23 protein-coding genes and 2 riboswitches are annotated in these 24,347 nt (G+C 38.9%); of the genes, 11 read left to right on the forward strand and 12 right to left on the reverse strand.

What is annotated here, in order from left to right:
* A partial coding sequence (locus D569_RS0114580; RefSeq protein ID WP_018932306.1) for an IS3 family transposase occupies window positions 1-292 on the forward strand: 292 nt, incomplete at its 5' end.
* Window positions 293-401: 109 nt separating this feature from the next.
* Here D569_RS0114580 and D569_RS0114585 read toward each other — a convergent pair.
* From D569_RS0114585 to D569_RS24415, 3 genes are all read right to left on the reverse strand, one after another.
* Window positions 402-869, reverse strand: coding sequence for a hypothetical protein (locus D569_RS0114585; RefSeq protein ID WP_018933177.1), 468 nt, complete (start codon window positions 867-869; stop codon window positions 402-404).
* A gap of 93 nt (window positions 870-962) precedes the next feature.
* Complete coding sequence (locus tag D569_RS24410; protein ID WP_018933178.1) at window positions 963-1,100, reverse strand: membrane lipoprotein lipid attachment site-containing protein; 138 nt, start codon at window positions 1,098-1,100, stop codon at window positions 963-965.
* Window positions 1,101-1,525: 425 nt separating this feature from the next.
* On the reverse strand, window positions 1,526-1,684 hold the full coding sequence (locus D569_RS24415; protein WP_018933179.1) for a hypothetical protein: 159 nt from the start codon (window positions 1,682-1,684) through the stop codon (window positions 1,526-1,528).
* Between the two features lie 276 nt (window positions 1,685-1,960).
* On the opposite strand from D569_RS24415, the gene D569_RS0114600 reads away from it, so the two are divergent.
* The 7 genes from D569_RS0114600 to D569_RS0114630 all read left to right on the forward strand — a co-directional run bounded on the left by D569_RS0114600 (window position 1,961) and on the right by D569_RS0114630 (window position 10,579).
* Entirely contained in the window at window positions 1,961-2,929 is a 969-nt protein-coding gene (locus D569_RS0114600; protein ID WP_018933180.1) for an ATP-binding cassette domain-containing protein, read from the forward strand.
* Window positions 2,922-3,731 carry an ABC transporter permease gene (locus D569_RS0114605; protein WP_018933181.1) on the forward strand — a complete coding sequence of 270 codons (810 nt, stop codon included), beginning with the start codon at window positions 2,922-2,924 and terminating at the stop codon, window positions 3,729-3,731. Before D569_RS0114600 ends, D569_RS0114605 begins: the two co-directional genes overlap by 8 nt.
* A 147-nt stretch (window positions 3,732-3,878) precedes the next feature.
* A riboswitch (glycine riboswitch) is annotated at window positions 3,879-3,978 on the forward strand.
* 2 nt (window positions 3,979-3,980) lie between these two features.
* Window positions 3,981-4,060, forward strand: a riboswitch (glycine riboswitch).
* 103 nt (window positions 4,061-4,163) lie between these two features.
* Window positions 4,164-5,282, forward strand: a complete 1,119-nt coding sequence (gcvT, locus tag D569_RS0114610; RefSeq protein WP_018933182.1) for a glycine cleavage system aminomethyltransferase GcvT — start codon at window positions 4,164-4,166, stop codon at window positions 5,280-5,282.
* Window positions 5,279-6,622 carry an aminomethyl-transferring glycine dehydrogenase subunit GcvPA gene (gcvPA, locus tag D569_RS0114615; protein WP_018933183.1) on the forward strand — a complete coding sequence of 448 codons (1,344 nt, stop codon included), beginning with the start codon at window positions 5,279-5,281 and terminating at the stop codon, window positions 6,620-6,622. Before gcvT ends, gcvPA begins: the two co-directional genes overlap by 4 nt.
* On the forward strand, window positions 6,623-8,080 hold the full coding sequence (gene gcvPB, locus D569_RS0114620; protein WP_018933184.1) for an aminomethyl-transferring glycine dehydrogenase subunit GcvPB: 1,458 nt from the start codon (window positions 6,623-6,625) through the stop codon (window positions 8,078-8,080).
* A 29-nt stretch (window positions 8,081-8,109) separates the two neighbouring features.
* Window positions 8,110-8,400 (forward strand): iron-sulfur cluster biosynthesis family protein, encoded by a 291-nt coding sequence (locus D569_RS0114625; RefSeq protein ID WP_018933185.1) that lies wholly within the window; start codon window positions 8,110-8,112, stop codon window positions 8,398-8,400.
* Window positions 8,401-9,181: 781 nt separating this feature from the next.
* On the forward strand, window positions 9,182-10,579 hold the full coding sequence (locus D569_RS0114630) for an alpha/beta hydrolase (RefSeq protein ID WP_018933186.1): 1,398 nt from the start codon (window positions 9,182-9,184) through the stop codon (window positions 10,577-10,579).
* 249 nt (window positions 10,580-10,828) lie between these two features.
* Here D569_RS0114630 and D569_RS25145 read toward each other — a convergent pair whose 3' ends face one another.
* Window positions 10,829-11,002, reverse strand: a complete 174-nt coding sequence (locus tag D569_RS25145) for a putative holin-like toxin (protein WP_425401992.1) — start codon at window positions 11,000-11,002, stop codon at window positions 10,829-10,831.
* A 411-nt stretch (window positions 11,003-11,413) separates the two neighbouring features.
* Between D569_RS25145 and D569_RS0114640 the strand changes: the two genes are divergently transcribed.
* Together D569_RS0114640 and D569_RS0114645 are read left to right on the forward strand one after the other, a co-directional pair.
* Entirely contained in the window at window positions 11,414-12,268 is an 855-nt protein-coding gene (locus tag D569_RS0114640; protein WP_018933187.1) for a glycerophosphodiester phosphodiesterase, read from the forward strand.
* Between the two features lie 22 nt (window positions 12,269-12,290).
* Window positions 12,291-13,232 (forward strand): metallophosphoesterase, encoded by a 942-nt coding sequence (locus D569_RS0114645; protein ID WP_083939051.1) that lies wholly within the window; start codon window positions 12,291-12,293, stop codon window positions 13,230-13,232.
* A gap of 71 nt (window positions 13,233-13,303) precedes the next feature.
* On the opposite strand, the gene D569_RS0114650 is transcribed toward D569_RS0114645, so the two are convergent.
* Both D569_RS0114650 and D569_RS0114655 read right to left on the reverse strand, forming a co-directional pair.
* Window positions 13,304-13,849 (reverse strand): DinB family protein, encoded by a 546-nt coding sequence (locus D569_RS0114650; protein WP_018933189.1) that lies wholly within the window; start codon window positions 13,847-13,849, stop codon window positions 13,304-13,306.
* A gap of 25 nt (window positions 13,850-13,874) precedes the next feature.
* Window positions 13,875-14,525, reverse strand: coding sequence for a YdeI/OmpD-associated family protein (locus D569_RS0114655; RefSeq protein WP_018933190.1), 651 nt, complete (start codon window positions 14,523-14,525; stop codon window positions 13,875-13,877).
* Window positions 14,526-14,852: 327 nt separating this feature from the next.
* Here D569_RS0114655 and D569_RS0114660 point away from each other — a divergent pair, with 327 nt between their 5' ends.
* Entirely contained in the window at window positions 14,853-15,578 is a 726-nt protein-coding gene (locus D569_RS0114660; protein ID WP_018933191.1) for a DUF421 domain-containing protein, read from the forward strand.
* A gap of 128 nt (window positions 15,579-15,706) precedes the next feature.
* On the opposite strand, the gene D569_RS0114665 is transcribed toward D569_RS0114660, so the two are convergent.
* The 6 genes from D569_RS0114665 to D569_RS0114685 form a co-directional block, all read right to left on the reverse strand.
* On the reverse strand, window positions 15,707-16,735 hold the full coding sequence (locus D569_RS0114665) for a S8 family peptidase (RefSeq protein ID WP_018933192.1): 1,029 nt from the start codon (window positions 16,733-16,735) through the stop codon (window positions 15,707-15,709).
* 96 nt (window positions 16,736-16,831) lie between these two features.
* Window positions 16,832-16,990, reverse strand: a complete 159-nt coding sequence (locus tag D569_RS24645) for a hypothetical protein (RefSeq protein WP_018933193.1) — start codon at window positions 16,988-16,990, stop codon at window positions 16,832-16,834.
* A gap of 231 nt (window positions 16,991-17,221) precedes the next feature.
* A complete protein-coding gene (locus D569_RS0114670; RefSeq protein ID WP_018933194.1) occupies window positions 17,222-18,889 on the reverse strand; it encodes a long-chain-fatty-acid--CoA ligase in 1,668 nt (555 codons plus the stop codon).
* A 29-nt stretch (window positions 18,890-18,918) separates the two neighbouring features.
* A complete protein-coding gene (locus tag D569_RS0114675) occupies window positions 18,919-20,691 on the reverse strand; it encodes an acyl-CoA dehydrogenase family protein (protein WP_018933195.1) in 1,773 nt (590 codons plus the stop codon).
* 39 nt (window positions 20,692-20,730) lie between these two features.
* Entirely contained in the window at window positions 20,731-21,915 is a 1,185-nt protein-coding gene (locus D569_RS0114680; protein WP_018933196.1) for an acetyl-CoA C-acyltransferase, read from the reverse strand.
* Between the two features lie 20 nt (window positions 21,916-21,935).
* Complete coding sequence (locus D569_RS0114685) at window positions 21,936-24,332, reverse strand: 3-hydroxyacyl-CoA dehydrogenase/enoyl-CoA hydratase family protein (protein WP_018933197.1); 2,397 nt, start codon at window positions 24,330-24,332, stop codon at window positions 21,936-21,938.
* Between the last annotated feature and the right edge of the window lie 15 nt (window positions 24,333-24,347).

Below are 24,347 nucleotides of genomic sequence, written 5' to 3' on the forward strand. Positions count from 1 at the left end.
TGATCAAGGATGGCATTATCAGCACAACCAATGGGTAAGTACATTAAAACAAAATAAAGTATTCCAAAGCATGTCACGTAAAGCTACTTGTGCAGACAATGCTTCAATAGAGAATTTCTTTGGTCTATTGAAACAAGAAATGTATTATGGAGAAGAACTAGTAAGCTATGAGGAATTAAAAAGACGAATTGAAGAATACATCTACTGGTATAATCACGAACGATCAAAAGAAAAATTGGCTGGATTGAGTCCAGTAGAATACCGAACTCAATCTAACCAATCAGCTGTATAACAAGACTCTAACTTTTGGGGGTAACCACCGTAGCTCGCACTCTCACTAGACAGTTTATTATTTCTCTCGAAGTGTTCTATTTTATTTTGAAATGTATTCCCCGTAAAAATTAATGAGCAAAATGTACTTTCATTGGCGGATAATCCTCTTTGCTTCCCCAAGTAGATGGCATCCGTAATTCCAACTCACCATCTTCGAATTTGTCTAATATTTCTTTTTTCGTCGTCATCATGAAATAACCTTCTACTTTTTCATGCGCATCTAATGAAGCACGTTCTCCATATTCTATTAAATCATATTGTTCTGCTAAATCTAATGGAACCCCGTCATCCTCGTCTGCCAAGTGATGCGTCTCAAACATAACGTTTGGTACTTCACCTTCCGTATCCAGAATCTCTTCACTGTCAATATGAGCTAATTGCCATGGAATCAGTGATACATCTTCTTCATCTGTTAAATTTTCAATTTCGGCTTCAATAAATATTAGTGCATCATAATAACCACTTCCAAAGTCTAGATCCCAAATAGTTTCTTTCAACTCTTGCGGTATACCATCTAGGTAATAGGCATCTTTCAACTCATATGATACTTCTACATCATCAAACTCATTATGTACTAAACTCGTTTCTCCTTCTAATGTTATATCTATCCGGTCAAAAGTACTATCGGATTATTCTGTTTCTGCAGCTACTTCCTCTGTATCTGGTTCGTTTTCGTTTGTTGAGTTTTCACTGCTACTTTCATCATCATTACATCCTGTTAAGAATGCTGCTAATGCTATCAATATAAATATTATGTATTTTTTCATTTTATTTCTCTCCTTGCATCATGCTTTGATAAATTCTCGTAATGGTGCTAGTAAATGGTTTCCTGGCAGAAAGATTTTACTTCAAGAGTTCTTCATATTCACCATACCTTACCTCTCCATAGAAGGAAATACAATCCAACAAACATTCTACCATGTATTGGAAGTGAAATAACATAGGATAATTCTACTATTTTCAGACAGCAATTCCAGTTGAATACCAACCGACATAGGTTTTCTTGCTAGATTCCGAGACTCCAAAAGGGTTACCTCTATAAGAAAAGCTGAGCCACTAAATGTTTCCCACAGGAGTGGAAGTGTGCGTCCTTCGCTATTATCAGACTCCACAACACTAGCATGAGGTAACACGGTTCCTTTTCATTTACAAGTAAAAAGAAACCTCTAAACTAGCATTAGGAGGTTTCATATCAAACACGATAATAAGGTTTATCTCTTATTTCTTTTTTCAATTTCTCACGTTTCATTTCGACTTTCTGAATTCGTTTAAAAGTAACAATCGACAAGATCGTTAACGTAACAAATTCAACACAATGGTCCTGCTCCAAACTTTTGTAGATAATATTCATATTAATCTCCCCCACCTCGAGACAAGCTTATTCTCTGTGTTCTGAGATCTCTGTTACTTTTTCGATAAGAACATATTTTTTCGAATGTATTCTCCTTTATTGTATTATTTAAGATCTTATATTACTATCTATTTTCCATAAAATGCAATAAAGATCAATAAAGTCCCAAGTCCTCTAAAAAGCCTTCCTCTTACACTAAATTTCTTTACAATAAACAAACATTAATGTGCTATACTTTTATAGATGAAATAATAAAGGAAAGGTGTGATGTGTCTAATGAGTACATATGCGGTAGAAGCAACCGATTTAGTGAAAATTTTCGGTAAGGAACGTGCTGTCGATGGCATTAGTCTTCAAGTGCCAAAAGGTATTGTCTATGGATTCCTTGGTCCGAATGGCGCCGGAAAGACAACTACCATTCGCATGCTGGCAACCTTGTTGAAACCAAATGAAGGGCATGCCAAAGTGATGGGATATGATCTTACACAAGAAGCGGATAAAGTCAGACATTCTATTAGTCTAACCGGGCAATTTGCTTCGGTTGATGAGGAACTGTCAGGTAGAGAAAACCTTATCTTTATCGGTAGATTAGTAGGTTATAGCAGAAAACAAGCAAAACAAAGAGCAGATGAATTATTACAAGCCTTTCAATTAGAAGAGGCCGCAAAGCGCCAAGTAAAAAAATACTCAGGCGGAATGCGTAGACGGATCGACATTGCTGCAAGTATAGTTACCTCCCCAGAACTACTTTTCCTTGATGAGCCTACCACAGGACTAGACCCACGAAGCAGAAATCAAGTATGGGACATCGTCAGAGCACTTGTTAAAAATGGAACCACTGTATTTTTAACCACACAGTATTTAGAAGAAGCGGATCAATTAGCTGATTTAATCGGAGTCATCGATCGTGGAAAGCTGATTGCAGAGGGTACAAGTAAAGAATTAAAATCCTCCATTGGTGCCGGTAGCCTGACCGTTCACTTTGATGATCTCGATGAATTGAAAAAAGCACAGAACATTTTTGTTTCGCGATTTGAACAGCAACCTGACATTAACGAACAAGATATATCCTTAACCATTATGATCAAGGAGCATGCAAAAGCCGCAAAAGCAATTGGTGAATTAGCGAATACTAATGTGCAAATCAAAGACTTTTCGATGAGTCAGCCAAGTCTTGATGAAGTGTTTCTAACTTTAACCGGAAATGTACCAGATCATGAAGGAGGCGACTCCTCAAATGAATAAACCATCAACAATTGAAGAAGTATTAACTAATCGAACCAGGCCCAAAAGTCCCACAGCGATCCAAGCGTCTGCTACTTTCGCATGGCGAGCATTATTACGGATCCGTTATGTTCCTGAACAGCTGTTTGACGTGACGATCTTTCCAATTATCTTTTTATTAATGTTTACTTATTTGTTTGGTGGAGCAATTTCCGGTTCTACAGGGGAATATTTAAATTTCGTTTTGCCAGGTATTTTAGTAATGACGGTTTCTATGATCACGATGTACACTGGCCTAGACTTGAATAAGGATATCGAAAAAGGCGTATTTGATCGTTTCCGTTCTCTACCGATATGGCAACCGTCTGTACTAGTTGGTGCTTTACTTGTTGACACACTAAGATACTTAATTGCCTCGACTATCATGGTAACACTAGGGTATATATTAGGGTTTAGACCAGAAGCTGGTTTTAGTGGTGTCATCATGGGAGTTGCTATTCTTCTTTTGTTCTCCTTTAGTTTATCATGGATCTGGACAATGCTCGGGATTATCGTTCGTTCTGAAAAGGCATTAATGGGAATTAGTATGATGTTTTTATTTCCACTCACCTTTTTAAGTAGTGTGTTTGTTGATCCTTCAACAATGCCAAACTGGTTACAGAAGTTTGTAGATATTAATCCAATAACGTTTGTAGTTGATGCGGTTCGTACACTGATCCATGGTTCGGAGGCAAATGGAGATGTCATGATCGTCATTTATATATCGATTGCATTAATTGTGATATTTGGTCCTTTAACAATGTACTTTTTTAAAAACAAATAATGAGGTGTAGTTGGAGCAGATGTATAGATTCAGTTTTTCCTGCATAACCATGTAACAGATGAAGCACCTTTGTAACAAAATTTTACATTCCTATTGACTAAAAAAACAAAACACCATAACATAATGATATAACTAAATACGAATCGGATGATTATTATGGGAGAGCGTATTGATTACCACCGAAGGAGCAAGTTCATAAAAAATCCTTATGAACCAATCTCTCAGGTTAAAGTACCATAATAGGACGAATCTCTGGAGAGCGCGTATCCATACGCCACCAAAGGGGAAGCTTTCTAAAAGGCAAAAACTCTCAGGTAACCGGACAGAGAAGGGTCAACAGTTCATACTGCCCTTCTCTGTTTTTTTATGTCCACTTGAATAAAAAGAAGAAGGGATACTTTGACACCCAAATACTATTGGAGGTGGTAGCATATGAGTGATCCAACTGCTTTAAAACGCACTCCGCTCTTTACGTTATACAAGAGCTATGGTGCTAAAGTGATTGATTTTGGAGGATGGGCTTTACCGGTACACTTCTCCAGTATAATTGATGAACATCATGCTGTACGAACTAAGGCAGGACTCTTTGATGTTTCGCATATGGGAGAAATACTGATTGAGGGACAAAATGCGGAAAACTTTGTTAACTACCTGATGACCAATGACATCACGAACATGGCAGTAAACCAAGCTAAATATACGGCAATGTGTTATGAAGACGGAGGTACTGTCGATGATTTGCTAGTTTATAAGTTAGATCATCAGAAATTCTTCCTCGTTGTCAATGCGGCTAACACGGATAAAGACTTAGAGTGGATTAACAAGCATGCAACAGAGGATGTTTTGGTTACCAATATTTCTGATCAAATCGCACAACTTGCTATCCAAGGTCCTGACGCTTTGCAGACTCTGCAACAACTAACGGATATAGATTTAAACAAAATAGGTACATTCCGTTTTATGCAAAATGTGAAGGTTGCCGGCGTAACCAATTGTTTAGTCTCACGTACTGGATATACCGGTGAAGATGGTTTCGAAATCTATCTTGCTAGTAACGAGGCGACAAAACTGTGCCAGAAATTGTTATCTCTCGAAGAAGCTCCACAGCCATGTGGTCTTGGAGCAAGGGATACGCTTCGTTTTGAAGCCGCATTAGCATTATATGGTCAAGAACTAACATCCTCTATCACTCCAATTGAAGCTGGTATCGGCTTTACGGTCAAGACACAAAAAAATAGCGACTTTATCGGAAAAGCACCACTTACGAAAGAGAAAGAAAATGGTCCTACAAGGAAGCTTGTAGGGTTAGAAATAATCGGCAAAGGAATCCCACGGCATGGCTATCAAGTATTTACACCAACAGACAAAAAAATTGGGTTTGTTACATCAGGTACTCATTCTCCTACTTTAAAGAAAGCTCTTGGCCTTGCATTAGTTCAACAACCATATGCCGAAATAGGTACAAATTTAAAAGTAAAAGTTCGTAACAAATTGATCGATGCTGTTGTAGTCCATACACCATTTTACCAAAGAAGGAGAGGATTAACATGACGTCCACCTTTCGATATCTCCCTGATACAAAGCAAGATCAACAGGATATGTTAGATTTTTTAAACATTCAGTCGATCGATGACTTATTTGCCGATCTCCCTTCCAGCATTAAGTTAACTGAAGCGTTAGCTATTCCAAAAGCAATCCCTGAACCTGATCTAATCAAGAAAATGCAACAACTATCCCTACAAAACATCCATGCCAACCAATACCCATTATTTCTTGGGGCAGGCACCTATGATCATTTTATTCCGAGCGTAGTCAGCCATATCATTGGCAGGTCAGAATTTTATACTGCCTATACCCCCTATCAACCTGAAATTAGTCAAGGCGAACTTCAAGCCATCTTTGAATTTCAAACCATGGTTTGTGAACTAACAGGAATGGATATCGCCAATTCCTCTATGTATGATGGCTTTACTTCTGTTGCCGAAGCTGCTGCACTTGCTGTATCTACAACCAAACGTTCCAAAGTAATGGTCTCTCAAGCAGTTCACCCAGAATCTCGAGCCATTCTCAAAACGGCTGCTACTGGACCAGGATATCAAGTTGAAGAAATCGATTTAACCACTGACATCACCAATATCCGAGACATACAGGAAAAAGCAGATGATCAAACCGCTGCGATTATTGTTCAGTATCCAAACTTTTTTGGTTCTGTTGAGGATTTACTCGAAATAAAGAAAATTGCCCAAGAACACGGTGCACTGCTGATCGTTAGTGCGAACCCTTTAGCTTTAGCGATATTGCAACCACCTGGCAAGCTTGGTGCCGATATTGTCGTTGGTGATATGCAACCATTCGGTATTCAGATCTCATTCGGTGGCCCCCATTGTGGCTATTTTGCAGTAACAAAAAAATTGATGCGTAAAATTCCTGGCCGTATCGTCGGGCAAACGACAGATGCTCAGGGGAATCGTGGCTTCACTTTAACTTTACAAACACGTGAGCAACACATCCGCCGGGAAAAAGCATCCTCCAACATTTGTTCCAATCAAGCATTAAATGCTCTAGCTTCGGCTGTCTTTATGTCTGCCCTTGGTAAACAAGGCATTCGCCAGATGGCAACATTAAATATCAAAAAAGCAGATTATATGGCAAGGCAACTTACTGAAAAAGGATTCAGCGTAAACAATCAATCTCCTTTCTTTAATGAATTCGTTGTGACATTACCTGTTTCTGCTAGCGAAGTCAATCACAAGTTATTTGAGGCTGGCATTATTGGAGGTTTCGATTTAAACAAGGATTATCGGATGAATAATCAGATGCTCATCGCTGTGACAGAGCAACGATCAAAGCAGGAAATTGATCAATTCATAACGATATTGGAGGGATTATAAATGGCGGACTATCATCAATTGATCTTTGAAATTAGTCAATCTGGTCGAACAGGAGCTGACCTTCCCGAAAGTGATGTGGATCCAATCGAGTTAGATGAAAAGTTTCCGAAGCATTTACTTCGAGAAACACCAGCAGAACTTCCAGAAGTATCAGAGCTTCAGCTTGTCCGTCACTATACGGCACTTTCTCACAAAAATTATGGTGTCGATAACGGCTTCTATCCGCTCGGCTCCTGTACGATGAAATACAATCCAAAAATCAACGAGGATGTCGCTCGGTTGGAAGGGTTTAGCCGTATTCACCCTTATCAACCAGCAGAAACTGTACAAGGAGCACTTCAGTTATTGTATGAGTTACAAGAAGATTTAGCCGCTATTTCGGGAATGGATGCTGTCACCTTACAACCATCCGCAGGTGCCCAAGGAGAATGGACCGGCTTAATGATAGCAAAAAATTATCATCAACAAAATGGTGAAAACAGATCCAAAGTACTTGTGCCAGACTCTGCTCACGGTACTAATCCAGCAAGCGCTGCAGTCGCAGGGTTTGATACGGTAACGATCCCTTCTAATGAAAATGGATTAGTCGACTTGGAAGCATTAAAAAAACGCGTCGATCAAGACACAGCAGCATTAATGTTAACCAACCCTAATACACTAGGTCTTTTTGAAAAAGATATAGTAGAAATCGCCGAGGTCGTTCATGAAGCTGGTGGCCTCCTCTACTATGATGGGGCTAACGCCAATGCGATTTTAGGTAAGACCACACCAGGGAAGATGGGCTTCGATATCGTCCATCTAAATCTGCATAAAACCTTCACTACCCCACATGGTGGCGGTGGCCCAGGAGCAGGTCCGGTCGGCGTAACAAAAGAACTGATCCCTTTTTTACCTGTGCCTCGTATCGAAAAAGATGGAGACAACTATATATGGAATGATGATGAACCATTATCCATTGGAAGGGTAAAAGGTTATTATGGAAACTTCGGAATTCTTGCTCGTGCGTACACGTATATTCGGACAATGGGACCTGAAGGACTGCGGCAAGTATCAGAATCTGCTGTTCTTCACGCCAATTATCTAAGAAAACGATTAGAGACGCACTACGAGTCACCGTATGCCCAATTTTGCAAGCATGAATTTGTTTTATCAGGCTCAAAACAGAAAAAGCTTGGTGTTCGAACAATGAATATTGCCAAGCGGTTGCTTGATTTTGGCTACCATCCACCGACTATCTATTTTCCACTTAATGTGGAGGAATGTTTAATGATTGAACCGACAGAAACGGAAACAAAAGAAACATTAGATGCTTTTGCTGATTCGATGATTCAGATTGCAAATGAGGTGGAAGAAGATCCCGATATCGTATTAGATGCTCCCCATACAACGGTGGTTGGCAGATTAGACGAGACAAAGGCAGCAAGGAAACCGGTCTTACGCTATACAAAATCGGTTTAATGACGTTGTTGAAGGAGGACAATGTAAGAATGATCCATATTACCAAAGAAGCGCAACAGAAATTATCATCCATTGAATGGCAAGATGGAGTATTACCTCGGGTTGATGCTAATGTCACTGGTGGTTGTGGACTCACGATTAATTATCTATTTATTTTTGATCAAGCTAGAAAAAACGATACTATCTATCATTCTCATGGTGTTTCCATTCGTGTCGATCCTTTTACTAAGCGCTATCTGGAAGGAAATCCTCCAACGGTAGATTATTCTGATACAGATGGTTTCCAAGTGATAAATGAGGTTGAATTTGACTCCTGTTGATCATTCAATAACTATCGAAAGGCGTAGTGCCCGATTAGGATACTACGCCTTTTTATTATGAAAAGAAGTATAAAACACTCCGTCCTAATGACTAAAAGCTAAAGATTTAACATTTCTCGAGCATCCATTATGAAATACTTGAACAGCTTAACCACCACTCCGGCTGCCCACCTCCCTTTCCGTGGGGTTTACACTTCAGCTAACTTTTTCGAGCCAAACACTTCCCACAGGAGTGGAAGTGGGCGGCCTTCGTTAAGATCTGTATTACAACGCTAGCATGAAGTAACACGTCTGCTTTTATACTCACAGATAGCGGTCCATTGTAAAAAAATCAACCTATTACTTAGGGCAAGAATTGTTGGACCTGCCCTAGCTGAGACTAATTACGGAGACTCCAGCGGGAATAGCGCGAGCCTAAAACCCACTTTGCAAAGTTAGTTGAGACCTTGCCCCCGGAAATCGAAGTAATTAGTCGGAGCGTTGCCAACATCATTTCAAAATAACTACTTCGTTTAACACGGTCACTTACATCATATTTCCATCTATACTTTTATAATATTTTTATTAGAGAATGGCATATTACTTAACTCTACAGTCCCTATCTTCTCAAGTATAAGAAGTATATTATTTTTTCTTAGAGAGATACAGCTTTATTCCGAATGAATTTAAGAAGTTATGAATTGAAATAGAAAGGGAAAAATGATTACAGTATCGGGGAAACATTACGTAAAAATCAAATGGACACTTAAAAGCTGTATTTCTGGAGTCAGGAGGTTAACTGTTGTTGAAAAGTCAGGTCTGGTTATCATACATGGGCGCTTTTGCTCTTTGTATATTAACCATATTGAATTTATTTTTAATAAACGCTCAAACATATATAGGAATTACTTTAATCCTACTCTATCTGTTAGTGCTCGTCAGTCTTGGAGTTCATTATAAAAAGCACCGTCTTAAAGTGAATCCATATACGAAGTTATTGTTGATACTTGCTATTTTCGCCATCATTAGTGAATTAATTTGGGTAAGAGATCAAATTTATGGCTTTGCTATCCTTAGTAATTTATTACACTTAATAACATTTCTTTTCATGTTTGCTTTTGGTTTGAAATCTTCATTTTATCTAAAACCTTTCAAATTTCGGTCAATACTTGGCAAATGGAAGATGATTCTAGTTACACTAATTACTACTTTAGCAACAGTATTAGTGGTGGTTATGCTCATTAATCAAATTAGCCCACGCCCACTTGTCTCAATCTTACAAGCAAGTAAGGGCATAACAAACTCATATAACGCCGAGGAATCAAAAGAAAATGTCTTAGACGATGGAAATATCTACATCAATGATATTCTCTATGATGATAATTATCCCAATAGTTATTTAGATATTTATCAAACCGTTCATAATCCTGATACAGCGCCGACTTTTATTCTTATTCATGGTGGTGGCTATATTTGGGGTGATAAAACTGGAGACGGTCAGAACGGAGATGATTCAGGAATGATAGCCTATATACAGCAAGTTTTAGACAGAGGATATAATGTTATTGCACTGAATTACACCTTTGCGCCAGAATATAATTATCCGATACCTTTGAAGCAAGTCTCTGCAGCAGTGTCATTTCTAAAACAAAATGTTGAAACGTATGATTTGAACATGAATAATATTGTAATCGCGGGACAAAGTGCGGGGGCTCAAATAGCTGGCCAATTTGTTAATATCCAGATAGATCCCACTTATGCTGATGAGATGGAGATACAACCAGTTTTAAGCGCCTCAGATATTAAGGCTGTAGTATTCAACTCCGGTTTATATGACCCTTCCCGATTTGATGAGACGGATAGTGTCATATCTGATTATAGGTTTAACACAATGGGACGAGCGTACTTTAATGTGAATACTTTGGAAGGTAATAAGGACGTAGAACAATCCAATGTCATTAAGCATGTTACCAAGGATTTTCCGCCTACCTTTATGTCTGATGGAAATACAAAAACTTTTAACAATCAAGCGAAGGATTTAAAAGCTAAATTTACAACACTAGGAGTTAAGCATCAATTAAATATCTATAGTAAACATGTTATGGAGCTTCCCCATGGATTCGAAAAAAAGCGTAACAAATATGCAAAAGAAAATCTTAACATGCAAATGGACTTTGTAGATGCTGTATTTAAGCAGTAAAGAACAATGAAAGTTCACAATATATTCCACACAACAGTCCATGTTTATTGCTGTTGCTATTGCCAAGAAAATGATAAAGACCAGTTGTTAAAAATCCTGCGATCAAGTATAATATAACTAGAAAAGACATAACATATTAAAAACCGCAGACGCTTCAACGTCTACGGTTAGTGCATAGCCCTTTAAGGGGGCGACTCACATTAGTGAAGAAAATAACCACCACTATTTGCTTGTCAGGCTATGGGGTGGTTATTTCTTTTGATGAAAAGACAGCAGCGCAATAATCAACATAGCGAACGCTATCATCAGTGTTAATGTTTCAAAAACACTCATCATCAAGGCACCACCCCCCTTCTCTAAGAATGAAAAACAAAAAGGGAGTGAGCCACCACCCATAAAAAGCCTTATGCACCTATGCTCCATTATAGCATGTATGAAATTTTAATAGTGTTTTTCGACATTTTTTAACAGTCCTTTTTTTACATAATGCTTGGTAAGCTTTTCATACGATAGAACAACTCTATCAAATGAATAAGCTCAATATAACCCCTCCACTTGCGGCTTTCCACCTTCTATATTCCGACTTTTTCTTGTCGTTTTGTAGTGTCTCAGACACCCACTTTGCACGAAAATAAAAAAGCTTTATGCACTCCGGTTAATCCCATCTTACTTGCTTTAAACAAATCGCATCTTGATTAAGAATATCCATATACCTACTTTTTACTCGCGACAATGTACATAAAATTTCTTACAATCATTTAATAGTCTATTAATTAGCGCTTCATATTCTCTATTTATAATAGAGTTATCAAATTAAAAGGAGTGGTAATTGATATGAAGCGTTTCTTATCTATTTTCTTTATCACGAGTATTCTAATGACTAGTTTCGCAGTTCCAGCATTTGCGAATGAGAAGGAACTCTCCATCTCCAAACAAGACCAACAAAAGATGATTAATGTCGCTCACCGCGGAGCATCTGCACATGCACCGGAGAACACGATGGCCGCATTTCATAAAGGTGTGGAAATGAAGTCAGATTACATTGAAATTGATGTACAAATGACGGCAGATGAAGAATTAGTAATTATTCATGATACTACAGTAAACCGCACAACAAATGGTACTGGCGCTGTTGGTGATCTGACATTAGAAGAAATTCGTGCGTTAGATGCTGGTAGTTGGTTCAGTGAAGAATTTGCTGGCGAAAAAATCCCTACATTTGAAGAAGTACTAGATGCCTTTCGTGGAAAAGTAGGTATTTTAATTGAATTAAAGTCTCCTGAGCTTTATCCAGGTATGGAGGAGAAAGTTGCAGATGCTTTAAAGGAACGCAATATGGATCATGCCAAAAATAAAAAAATCATTATTCAATCTTTTAATCACGGATCGATGGAACTATCTAAAGAGCTTTTACCAGAAATTCCTCACGGTGTTTTAGCAGGTCTCAGTTGGGCAGGTGTGACCGATGAACAATTAGAAGCGTTCACTACATATGCAGATTACTTCAATCCTAATCAGAACATTGTAACACCAACGTTAGTTGATCGCGTTCATGAAACAGGAATGCAGATTATGCCCTATACCTCCAGATCACAAGAACAAGCTGACCGTCTGTTTAATTTAGGTGTAGATGGAATTATCACTGATTATCCAGAGCATGTGTATCATCATCCGGTTAAAAATAACTAATAGAAAAGCGAAAGGAGAATGAATGATGTTTCATCCCCAAAAAGAACTTTTCAGTAAATTTATTGGTTTAGTAGCCACTCTTGGACTTGCAGTGACACTTTTTAGTACCTTTCTAACAACATCCATATATGCTAAAGGGGCAGAACAACCAAAATTAGAATTTGGGGTTGTCCCGGATGTTCAGTATTGTGATTGTGAAATTAATGGCACTCGCTATTATCGCAATTCTGTATCAAAACTGATTGACGCATCCCAAGTATTAAATCAAGAGAATGTCGACTTTACTGTACAGCTTGGCGATTTAATTGACCGAGATCTACAAAGTTTCTCTACCATTCTACCAATCTTTAATATGATAGAAGGCCCCAAATATCATGTCCTCGGCAATCACGATTTTGCTGTGAAAACGGACGAAGTAATTGATATTCTTGGGATGGAAAACCAATATTATGATTTTAAATACAAGAATTGGCGCTTTGTTGTCCTAGACACAAATGACCTTAGTTTCTATGCAAACCCAGAAGGCTCTGAAAAATACGAAGAAGCCGAGGCAATGTATAATCAATTAGTAGAAAATGGGGCCATCCAAGCACAAACATACAACGGTGGCATAAGTGCTGAACAGTTAGCTTGGCTTCAGGATGTACTAGATAAAGCGGCAAAACGAAATGAAAAAGTGGTTGTTTTTGGGCACATGCCAGTCTACCCGGAAAATCACCACAATGTTTGGAATGCAGAAGAAGTGACTGAAGTACTTGAGGCTAATGGCAATGTCGTAGCCTATTTCAACGGACACAACCACGCTGGAAACTACGGTCTACAAAATGGCACTCACTACGTCAATCTTGAAGGAATGGTAGAAACTAAGGATACTACTGCCTACTCTATCATTCGCATCTATAAAGATCGCTTAGAAATTGATGGCTATGGCCGTCAAGAAGATCTTGTTTTGGAAATTCAATAAAGATAAAGAGAGGTAAGGGAAAAACCCCTTTACCTCTCTTTAGTTTGAATTAAGTCTGATTTTTCATAACATTATTCGTTATAATATTTTTCACATAATAAAAAGTGGTGTTTCTCATGTATACCAAGGAGATCAATACTTTGGATTAAATTGGGATTATTTGCGAGTGGATCTGGGAAGCGTATATGGCCTGCAACATCATCTGTAATATTTAAAACTATCTTTTCTAGTTGCTTTGTCTCATTATCGAGTTGTTCTATCAGCCATTGAAAATCAACATCATATTCTATATCTTTTGGTGGGACTAAAAGGAAAGGAGCTTTCATCGGCTTTTTATTTTTTTGTTTATATGCTGCATATACATCTGTACTATGTACTTTATATGGTTTGTTTTTTCTTAATGTAGCGATAGGCAGAGATAAGGGAACATAACCTTTACTTAGCCTTCGAAACCATTTCATCATCAAGTATAGGTGATAATAGGTTTCTCCCCATGACCACTTATCTTGATGCGGCCTCTTCCATTCCTGATTTCGAAAAACAACTAATTCTTCCTTTATTTCTTCTCTTTGCTTGTATATCTTTTGAAAGTGATTCTTCATATGTAGGCTTTTCAAGATATTTTGCCCTCCCAGTCCAAATCTATTTCTTCTTTTGACGAAATAAGTCCACTGATTTATACCCTTGAGATAAAATATCAACCATTTGTGCATGACGTTTTTCACGTGTTTTTTGCTGTTTAGCAGAAAAAATATAACGTGCCCAATCTCTTTGATAACCTGGCGTTAAATCTTGATAGAATTTAAGTTCATTAGGATAATTACCTAAAATTTCCTCAACATCTTTTACGTTATCCTCATAATCAGCTACCGACTGACTGGCTTTTGATGACTTATTCGTTTTCTTTTTTTCGCGTTTGATACCGACAACCGTAAATACATCATCCATACTTACCATGCGTGAAAATTTCACATCACTATTTTCGACGTATCCATCTTCTCCAACTTTTAATGATGGAAAGATATCATCTCTGTGAATATATGTATCATACCGTTTGTTCCCTTTCTTCGGATAGGCAAAAAATAAGTATCCTTTTTCAACTAAGGCTTCCTCTTTGATTATTCGTTGAGTATGGCTTATCATTTCATCAATTGTCTCTACAAAAATGAAAATAGCGTCATGGTCTCCTGTTAATTCTGTTTGATAATCATCAAATAAATCATAATCACTCGGTTGATTAAGCACAGCGATATTTTTATATTTAGTAAGATTTAGTTTATTGATAATAGTCATCGTATTCTCCTTTTTATCCAAATTTTTTGCCCATGACTTTTAGGAACTAGCCGTTATTTTTATTTTACCATATCCTAACATTTATGTTACGTACCCAAATTATTATTTTTTGACACAATATACTAATTAATTAGAAACAAGTGGTTAAAAAGGTATAATTTCGTTTCACACTGGAAAAAATGATAGTATCGTAATTTTTGAGTTTGACCTGTGCATACATATATCTATTATTTTCGTTATGGAAATTCTCCTAATTGGCAATTTTTCTACGAAAAGATAATGTCTATGAAAATTATTAAACTATATAAGGGCGAGAGTGGTGTGATAATGCTTGAATTTCTGCATGATATATCCTTAGTTCTTGGAAGAGTCATTACTATTTTACCTTTGCTATTGTTTATAACTTTATTTATGGGGAAACGAGCAATTGGAGAATTACCGGTATTCGATTTTCTAATTATCGTCATATTGGGGGCTATTGCTGGAGCTGATATCGCTGATCCGAATATTAAACACTTTCCAACTGCAATAGCAATAATTGGAGTCGGAGTTCTCCAAAGAGTTGTTGCAAAATGGAAAATTTCTAATCGAAAAATAGGTAGATGGTTAACATTTGAACCAACTATCATTATTCAAGATGGGAAATTTCTCGATAACAACCTTAAAAAAATTCGTTACTCTATTGATAATATACTGCAAATGCTTAGAGAAAAAAATGTTTTTGATATAAAGGAAGTTGAAACAGCCATTATCGAAGCAAATGGAGCTTTGAGCGTATTAAAAAAGCCTCAAAAAAATACCGTTACGCTAGAAGATATGAATATATATGATACAAAATCAAAAATTGCATTTGCTGTCATCGTCGAAGGTACGCTGTACACCAATGTGTTAAAGGAATTTAATCTTGATGAGAAGTGGTTAGATCAGCAGTTATACCAGTTAGGAATTAAGGATATAGAAGAAGTTTTTTTTGCTTCCATCAATCAAAATCATGAGTTACATATTTCTTTATACGATGAAAAGAATGTAAAGATTCCACCGATTAGACACTAGACGCTTTTTAAACAACCTACAAGAAATGACTTGGTTTCTGTTCGTTTGGAGCTAGACATATAAAAACTGTCTCAAAAGTTAGCTCAGTGTAGTTTATGAAACTAACATGATGAGACAGCTCCTTCTATTTAAACTTCAGCATCTGAGATAACAAAGCCACTCCCTGCAATTTTATTACCTTTTACCGATGTTTGTTCCTCTTTTTGCTGCTCTGACTTCAAGATATTTAATGAATCATTACTTAAAGTAATCAATCCATTCCCTTCCACTCTTTTACTATGCCCTAATGGGAAGGTGGATTTTATAAGTTGAGCATACAGTTCTGGTTCCGTTAATGTTCTGCCCAATTCTTGTTCCATTTGTTCAATTAGAATCGCTGCCGCTCCGGAAACATGTGGGGTTGCCATCGACGTTCCCGACAGCTTCGCATATTTTCCATGCAAATAGGTAGACATTACATCAACACCAGGTGCCACTAGATCGATCTCACTATTAGTATTCGTAAATTCAGCCATATTCCCCTGATTATCTACAGCTCCTACTTGGACTACTTCTTTATAAAAACCGGGATAAATTCGTTCTGTTGTTCGTGCATTTCCATCGCCTTCATTTCCAGCAGCACAAACAACTAAAATATCATTAGCGACAGCTCTTCGAATCACTTGATGAAGCCCTGGTACATCCCATTTGGCGCCAAAGGACATGGAAATTACTCGCACTTTTTCCCCATTTTTCCCACGCCATTTTATAGCATGTTGGATCGCCTGTATAATGCCATTAAAGTCTCCAGAACCTTTGCCATCAAATGCTTTTAATATTAATAATTTTGCTTCAGGAGCTACTCCGACTACACCTCGACCATTGAGTACAGCCGCAATCGTTCCAGCAACATGTGTGCCATGTCCGTTTAGATCGGAAAAATTGCGTGGATTGCTATTATTTTCAGTAGTAAAATTTCTCCCATCAATGATTCGGTTGCTTAAATCAGGATGATGTCGATCACACCCTGTATCAATTACAGCAACTACAACGTCGCTTCCTTTATACCCTTCTTCCCACTTTTTAGGTGCCTGCATCATTTCGACACCAGCAGGAATTTCACTCGTGTCGTCAATCTGTTGTTCCATTTTATATGGAATTAAACGTACTCGCGCCATTGTTCTCCTCCTTGCAACATACATTTATTACTAGTTAATTCAACAAGAAGGAAAAGTGTACTAGACGTATATCATGTTCGTTTAGGTTATCTTAAATTAAGCAATTTTTCTCTCATCATCGTCCTCATTCAACTTACTTAAATGTTGTCTTTTCACATCCCAGTAGTAAATCCGAGGTAGACCTGATAACAACCAATATTCATGCAATAATGAAGAGCTAACAAACCATATCATCGTCCAATCTATTAGTCTCAAAAGAATCTCTCCCTTCGTAACTAATTTATGGCGAAGGGAAGTTGTCTCAGAACGTTTTCATTCAAAGTATGCCATTTTAGTACCAAATTGATAATTTTTCGTTCGATTTTGGTACTAAAACCAACTTTAAGTACCATTTTTACTTGTTCGCTTTCTATTTTGGTACTTAATCGGCATTTCGTTTGTGTGTATCCGTTTACAATTCCTTAGAAGTTATTATTAAAAAATATATTATTTTTCATTCTCTTCTTCAACTAAGAGTCTACGCAAGGTTTTTCCGATTAATGATTTAGGGAGGCTTTCGCGAAATTCGTATATTCGCGGTATTTTGTATGCGGCAAGTCTTTCGCGACAGAACGTCTCCAACTCCTTCTCGTCTGTAGTAGCACCTTTTTTTAAGACAATATAAGCCTTCACCGTTTCTCCACGGTATTCATCTGGCACTCCTACCGCAGCTGCATCGATTATTGCTGGATGTTCAAACAAGACCTCCTCCACTTCTCGAGGATAAATGTTAAATCCGCCGGCAATGATGAGGTCTTTTTTGCGATCGACAATGTAAAAGAAGCCGTCATCATCCATCTTTGCCATATCACCTGTATAAAGCCATCCGTTCTTTAAGGTTTTACTCGTTTCCTCTGGGCGTTTCCAGTAGCCTTTCATAACCTGTGGTCCTTGAACGATCAGTTCCCCCACTTCACCGTTTTCAACTTCTTCACCCGTTTCCGGATCGACAACCTTGGCGATCGTATCTGGAAAAGGAATCCCAATCGAGCCGAGTTTCCGTCTTTCCCAAATGTTATTCGCATGGGTAACGGGAGAAGCTTCAGTTAAACCGTATCCTTCAATTAACTTACCTCCGGTTATCCTCTCGAACGTTTCCTGAACCTCGCCGGGCAGCGGGGCCGCGCCACTAATACATACATTAATGGACGACAGATCAAAGTTTTTTATTTTGGGGTGATTGATTAATGACATATACATTGTTGGCGCTCCTGGAAAAGTAGTCGGCTTCTGCTTATTGATGAGCTTTAAGGTCATGTCTACATCAAACTTAGGGAGAAGCAGGAGTGTGCCCCCTAATCTTATCGACAGATTCATGAGCGTGGTCATCCCAAATACATGAAAAAATGGGAGTGTCGCTAAGTATCGTTCTTTCTTCTCCTCACTACGATATACCCAAGCTTTTGTCTGTAATGTATTGGAGACAAGGTTATAGTGGGTAAGCATGACACCTTTGGACACACCTGTAGTACCACCTGTGTACTGAAGCAGAGCTAAATCTTCCTCTGCATCGATTTTAACGTTAATGGGGTTAGTCGATGCAATGGATAGAAGTTTCTTAAAAGAATGTGTTTGCTGATCGTAGCTGACCTCCATTGACAAGCCATCTTTTTTGGCTTTTATCGGGTACAGTATATTTTTCGGAAATGGCAAGTAGTCCTTAAATGAGGTGAAAATGGTATGTCTTACTTCTACTTTCGGCAATACGTTTTTGACACGCTTAAATAAATGATCCAAGGCGATAAGAACTGTCGCTTCAGAATCATTCAGCTGGTGCTCTAACTCTCTTTCCACATAAAGCGGATTGGTTTGAACGACAATCGCGCCTATCATTAATGCTCCGTAGTATGCGATGACGGATTGAGGACAATTCGGGAGCATAATTGCTACCCGATCGCCCTTTTCAACCCCTAAATCTTTTAAAACATTGCTAAACTGGTATGTTTCCTTTAATAACTGCTCATAGGTGATCTTTTTTCCATAGAAAAACAGGGCTGTATGTTGAGGATGTTTTTCTGCAGTATCTATCAAGAATTGAGCCAAATTTTGCTTTGGATATTCGTATGACGGTGCGACTTCTTCGGGGTAATACGCTAACCATACTTTTTCAGACATATCCAACTCTCCTTTTTGGCTATGGCATGTTAAACGACATACTTCTCAGCTGAAATGACACGCTCTGCAATTTGTCTTTTCAATGCAACTGTATTGACTGGTGTTCGGCGAGTGAGTTTTTTTACTATAGACAATTGGGCTTGAAGCATATCACCTGACTCTATCGCAGCTAACGCATCCTTAGCAAAAGACTCGATTGTTTCAAATGATTCGTGAACAAATACTTGAGTCATCGTGATCGCATTTGCCGCTTTCTCTTCACCTTCGTTCGCGATCAATTTCTTCGTTCTAAGTAATGCACTTTCAGCTGCGTACACTTGAATCATAATATCTGCTAAATGACTTAGAATTTCTTGTTCTTTTTCAAGCTCTTGTTGGTATTTTTGTACAGCTAAACCGCCAAGCATGAGGAAGATTTTCTTGGCCATTTTAATCATGTATTGTTCTTGTTCTAAGAGCCCTTCAAACGTGCGTTGTGGCATAAACGTAAGTAATTCTTCTTGTAACTGTTGAGCTTTCTGCATCAGCGGAAGTTCGCCCTTCATTGCTCGCTTAATCAACGTACCCGGAATTAATAAACGGTTGATTTCATTTGTTCCTTCAAAAATTCGATTGATGCGTGAGTCACGATAGATGCGCTCGATTTTGTATTCCTTGATAAATCCATAGCCACCGTAAATTTGCACACCTTCATCAGCAATAAAATCTAATGTCTCAGATCCAAATGCTTTATTGATCGAACACTCTAGCGCATACTCAGCAATTGCTTTGGCAGAAGCCACCCCTGCATCAGAACTGTTGAAATCAATATCTTTCATACTCGCATCTATTAATCCAGCTGTTCGGTACACCATACTATCAAGAACGTAGGCCCCTATATTCATTTCTGCTAATTTTTTACGAATGAGAGGAAAAGATGAAATGGGCTGCTTAAATTGAACTCTTTCATTCGCATAGGCCGATGCTAGTTCAATCGTATCCTTCGAGGAACCAAGACAACCTGCCGCAAGCTTAAATCGACCAATATTCAAGATGTTGAAGGCGATAAGATGACCTTTTCCAACCTCCCACAACAAATTCTCTGTAGGAACCTTCACATCTTCCAAAATTAATGGACACGTTGAGGAGCCTTTGATACCCATCTTCTGTTCTTCTGGTCCAGTACTGACTCCTTCCATTGTTCTCTCTACAATAAATGTACTAAAATCTGTTCCATTTACTTTAGCATAAACAATGAAAATATCAGCAAAGGCTGCATTTGTAATAAATTGCTTTGTTCCATTTAAGATAAAGTGCTTACCATCCTCCGATAATGTAGCAGTAGTTTTGGCACCTAGTGCATCTGAACCAGAAGATGGTTCTGTTAAACAATAAGCGGCAATTTTTTCCCCACTAGCTAATGGAGGCAGATATTTTTGCTTTTGCTCTTCTGATCCGAAGTAAACGATCGGCAAGGTACCAATCCCGACATGTGCTCCAAGGGATAGACCAAAGGACGACGCCTTAGATAATCGTTCACTGATCAATGTCGAGCTTACTTTATCGAGACCAAGACCTTGATATTGTTCTGGCACATCAGCACTAAGAAGTCCCAATTCTCCTGCCTTTTGCAGTAGTGTTACGGTAAGGTCGTAATTTAAGCTTTCAATCGCTTCATCCTGTGGCAGAATCTCTCCTTCAATAAAATCCTTTGTTGTTTCGGCAATCATTCGCTGTTCCTGAGTGAAATCCTCTGGTGTAATGACCGAGTTATAATCGACATCGTCAATAATAAAACTTCCACCAACTATTTTTTCCTCCATCATTGTGTTCCCCTTTCTAATCATGATGCTGGTATTTTTTTAGCTTGGATGCACTTCAAACACACTAGCTGCACCCATACCTCCACCGATACACATCGAAACGACTCCGTACCCACCGCCTCGGCGTTTCAGCTCATAAAGTAAGGTGGAGGTTAACTTGGCCCCTGTACATCCGAGAGGATGGCCAAGTGCAATTGCTCCTCCATTCACGTTTACTTTCTCTTCATCTATTTTCAGTTCGCGAATGATTGGCAAACATTGTGCTGCAAATGCTTCGTTTATTTCAAAAAGTTCAATGTCATCCTGGCTCACCCCTGCCATATCAAGGGCTTTGGGAATCGCCTTGATCGGACCAATCCCCATAATCTCAGGTTCAACGCCAGCCACTGCAAAGGATCTAAAGGTAGCTAATGGTTTTAAACCAAGTGCTTCCGCTTTTTCTTTACTCATTACTACACATGCTGCTGCACCATCACTCATTTGCGATGAGTTACCAGCAGTTACAGTTCCTCCCTGCTTGAACGCTGGTTTGAGTCCTGCCAGTACGTCAACACTTGTAGCCGCACGAACCCCTTCGTCCGTGTCGACAACGCTTTGTTCTTCCCAAGGATTCCCGTTCTCATCAACACCCTTACGCACTGTTTGTACGGGGACAATTTCTTCTTTAAACTTGCCTGCTTGCATAGCTGCTGCTGCTTTCTGATGGCTCATTGCGGCAAAGTGATCCTGATCGTTTCGTGAAACATCAAATCGTGCTGCTACTTCTTCAGCCGTAAAGCCCATCCCCATATAGATTTCAGGCATTTCATCGACAATTTGTGGATGTGGAGACATCTTAAACCCTGACATCGGAACATGACTCATACTTTCTACTCCTCCGCCGATAACAACATCTGCATGACCGAGCATAACACGCTCTGCGGCAAAGGCAATTGACTGTAAGCCTGATGAGCAAAAACGATTGATCGTTATCGCTGGAGTTGTAGCCGGAAAACCAGCATAAAGGGAAATAATTCTTGCGACATTTAACCCTTGCTCTCCTTCAGGCATGGCACAGCCAATAATGATATCCTCCACATCCTCTTTCTTTAACCCTTGAGCCCGATCCATGACCGCATTTAAAACCGTACTACCTAGATCCTCTATCCGTGTTTGGGCAAAACGGCCTTTCTTTGCCTTCCCTACTGGTGTACGTGCAATCGATACAATCACTGCTTCTCTCACAAAGTCACCTCATTTCTAATTTAATTACGTAATGGTTTCCCTTTGCTTAACATATACTGCATGCGCTGCCTAGTTTTCGGCTCACCACACAAACTTAAGAAAGCTTCCCGTTCGAGATCGAGCATATATTGCTCACTCACTCGTGTCCCCGCAGGAACATCCCCTCCAGCTAATACGTGAGCCAGTTTATTGGCTATTAGTTGGTCATGATCACTGATATAACCAGCTAACTTCATTTGATAAGCACCTAACTTCAACAACGCCTTCCCTTCGCTTCCAACTACACGAATCTCTTCTTTTGGCTCTGGTGTATAGTCTTGCTCAACCAACCGCAGTGCAGCTTGCTTTGCTTCGTAAATTAAATGATCTTGATGAACAACAACATTATCCTGATCACGCAAATAGCCAAGCTTTTTCGCATCTAGTGCACTTGTCGATACCTTTGCCATGCCGATCGTTTCAAATATTTGGTTGACATATGGTTGTAAATCAGCCTCCGGATTCGTAACAGAGTTGCTAAGACGACAGATCAGTTCCTTACACCCGCCACCTGCTGGTATTAAGCCAACACCAACCTCGACTAATCCGTAGTACGTTTCTGCCGAGGCGACAACTTGATCGGCTGGCAGACAAACCTCAACACCTCCACCTAAGGTCATCCGATGTGGAGCTGCAATAACAGGCTTTTCAAACTGTTTTAAATGATACATCGTATTTTGAAACTGGCGGATAATATGGTCGACTTCATCCCATTCCTCATCCTGTGCTTCCATTAAAAGCATCATTAAATTAGCACCAACACAGAAATTACGTCCTTGATTGGCAATAACGAGTCCATCGTAATTGCGACGGACTTCTTTGATACTTTCTTCAATCATCATTAAAATTTCCGCACCGATCGCATTATTAGGGGAATGAAACTCCAAACAAGCTATTCCGTCACCAAGGTCAAGTAGGCTAGCTCCACTGTTGGATTTCACAACCTTATTTTGCTCTTTAAGTGTACGTAGCGAAATCACTTCAGGCTTTGGCTCTATTTGCTTATAGACACTATCTGATGCGAAAAACATGGTACCTTCTTGCTTCTTGTAAAAGGATTGGTTTCCGGCTTTAATCCAATCTTTTACCCATCGTGGAACACTTTCTCCTTCTGCTTCCATCCGCTTTACGGACGTCTCTAATCCAATCGCATCCCACGTTTCGAATGGACCAAGCTCCCAATTAAAGCCCCATTTCATCGCTTGATCAATTTCTAAAATCGAATCGGCAATTTCTCCTACTTTTTCTGCTGAATAAAGAAGTACTTTTTTGAGCGTATTCCAAGCTAGTTCCGAGTATTGATCTTGCGTCCCTAACAGTGCTTTTAACTTTTGTTTTGTTCCTTTTGCCATTTTTGCAGCTTCCAAAGATGCACCGACAGTTTTCTTTTGTGGCTCATATTCCATGGTCTGGACGTTAAGGGAGAGAATCTCCTTCCCCTTTTCGTTTTTTACCTTTTTATAAAAGCCCTGCCCCGTTTTCTCACCAATCCATCCTTTTTCAACTAGCTTTCGTAAAATCTCCGGTACCTTGAACACCTTCTTCTCTTCCTCATCAGTCAATTTATCGTACATATTGTTAGCAATATGTACAAACGTATCAAGTCCCACTAAGTCCAATGTTCGAAATGTCGCACTTTTCGGACGCCCGATTGCCGGTCCTGTACATGCGTCAATTTCTTCAACTGTATAGCCATTATCAAGCATTTCGTTAAGTGTGATATGCAAACTGTACGCTCCGATCCGGTTAGCGATAAAGTTTGGCGTATCCTTCGCAATTACAACACCTTTACCGAGCTTTTTCTCACAAAATTGATTCATCCTATCTATGATTTCGGTTTGTGTTTGCTTGCCTGGAATAATTTCTAATAGTTTCATATAACGAGGCGGATTGAAAAAATGTGTGCCTAGAAAATGTTCTTTAAATACATTGCTACGACCATCTACCATGGCATTGATGGAAATACCTGACGTATTAGAACTGACAATAATACCCTTCTCCCATACTTTTTCAACACGCTCCAAAAGCTGCTTCTTAATGGCAAGGTTTTCAACAATCACTTCTACAACCCAATCTACTTCTTTGATTCGTTCGAGATCATCCTCGATATTGCCAGGAGTTATAAACGACGCCAAATCCTCATCATACAATGGGGCTGGCTTTGTTTTCTTCAGTCTTTTGATTGCATTTATAGCTAAACGGTTACGGACTTCTTTACTATCTAGACGCAGTCCTTTTCTTTTTTCATCTTCTGTTAATTGATCAGGGACCATATCGAGCAAAAGACAAGGGATACCCACGTTTGCTAAGTGGGCTGCGATGCTTGCTCCCATAACGCCCGAACCAATTACAGCTGCACGTCGAATTTGTCTTTCCATCCTATTAACCTCCTG

This window comes from Gracilibacillus lacisalsi DSM 19029 (genome assembly GCF_000377765.1).
Lineage (GTDB): Bacteria > Bacillota > Bacilli > Bacillales > Amphibacillaceae > Gracilibacillus > Gracilibacillus lacisalsi.

Coding starts and splice junctions, on each gene's coding strand:
- D569_RS0114670 (WP_018933194.1), bottom strand. CDS start 18,889: ATGTCTGAAAAAGTATGGTTAGCGTATTACCCCGAAGAAGTCGCACCG.
- gcvPB (WP_018933184.1), top strand. CDS start 6,623: ATGGCGGACTATCATCAATTGATCTTTGAAATTAGTCAATCTGGTCGA.
- D569_RS0114640 (WP_018933187.1), top strand. CDS start 11,414: ATGAAGCGTTTCTTATCTATTTTCTTTATCACGAGTATTCTAATGACT.
- D569_RS24415 (WP_018933179.1), bottom strand. CDS start 1,684: ATGAATATTATCTACAAAAGTTTGGAGCAGGACCATTGTGTTGAATTT.
- D569_RS0114675 (WP_018933195.1), bottom strand. CDS start 20,691: ATGGAGGAAAAAATAGTTGGTGGAAGTTTTATTATTGACGATGTCGAT.
- gcvT (WP_018933182.1), top strand. CDS start 4,164: ATGAGTGATCCAACTGCTTTAAAACGCACTCCGCTCTTTACGTTATAC.
- D569_RS0114605 (WP_018933181.1), top strand. CDS start 2,922: ATGAATAAACCATCAACAATTGAAGAAGTATTAACTAATCGAACCAGG.
- D569_RS0114625 (WP_018933185.1), top strand. CDS start 8,110: ATGATCCATATTACCAAAGAAGCGCAACAGAAATTATCATCCATTGAA.
- D569_RS0114685 (WP_018933197.1), bottom strand. CDS start 24,332: ATGGAAAGACAAATTCGACGTGCAGCTGTAATTGGTTCGGGCGTTATG.
- D569_RS0114665 (WP_018933192.1), bottom strand. CDS start 16,735: ATGGCGCGAGTACGTTTAATTCCATATAAAATGGAACAACAGATTGAC.
- D569_RS0114655 (WP_018933190.1), bottom strand. CDS start 14,525: ATGACTATTATCAATAAACTAAATCTTACTAAATATAAAAATATCGCT.
- D569_RS0114645 (WP_083939051.1), top strand. CDS start 12,291: ATGATGTTTCATCCCCAAAAAGAACTTTTCAGTAAATTTATTGGTTTA.
- D569_RS0114600 (WP_018933180.1), top strand. CDS start 1,961: ATGAGTACATATGCGGTAGAAGCAACCGATTTAGTGAAAATTTTCGGT.
- D569_RS24410 (WP_018933178.1), bottom strand. CDS start 1,100: ATGAAAAAATACATAATATTTATATTGATAGCATTAGCAGCATTCTTA.
- D569_RS25145 (WP_425401992.1), bottom strand. CDS start 11,002: ATGGAGCATAGGTGCATAAGGCTTTTTATGGGTGGTGGCTCACTCCCT.
- gcvPA (WP_018933183.1), top strand. CDS start 5,279: ATGACGTCCACCTTTCGATATCTCCCTGATACAAAGCAAGATCAACAG.
- D569_RS0114660 (WP_018933191.1), top strand. CDS start 14,853: ATGCTTGAATTTCTGCATGATATATCCTTAGTTCTTGGAAGAGTCATT.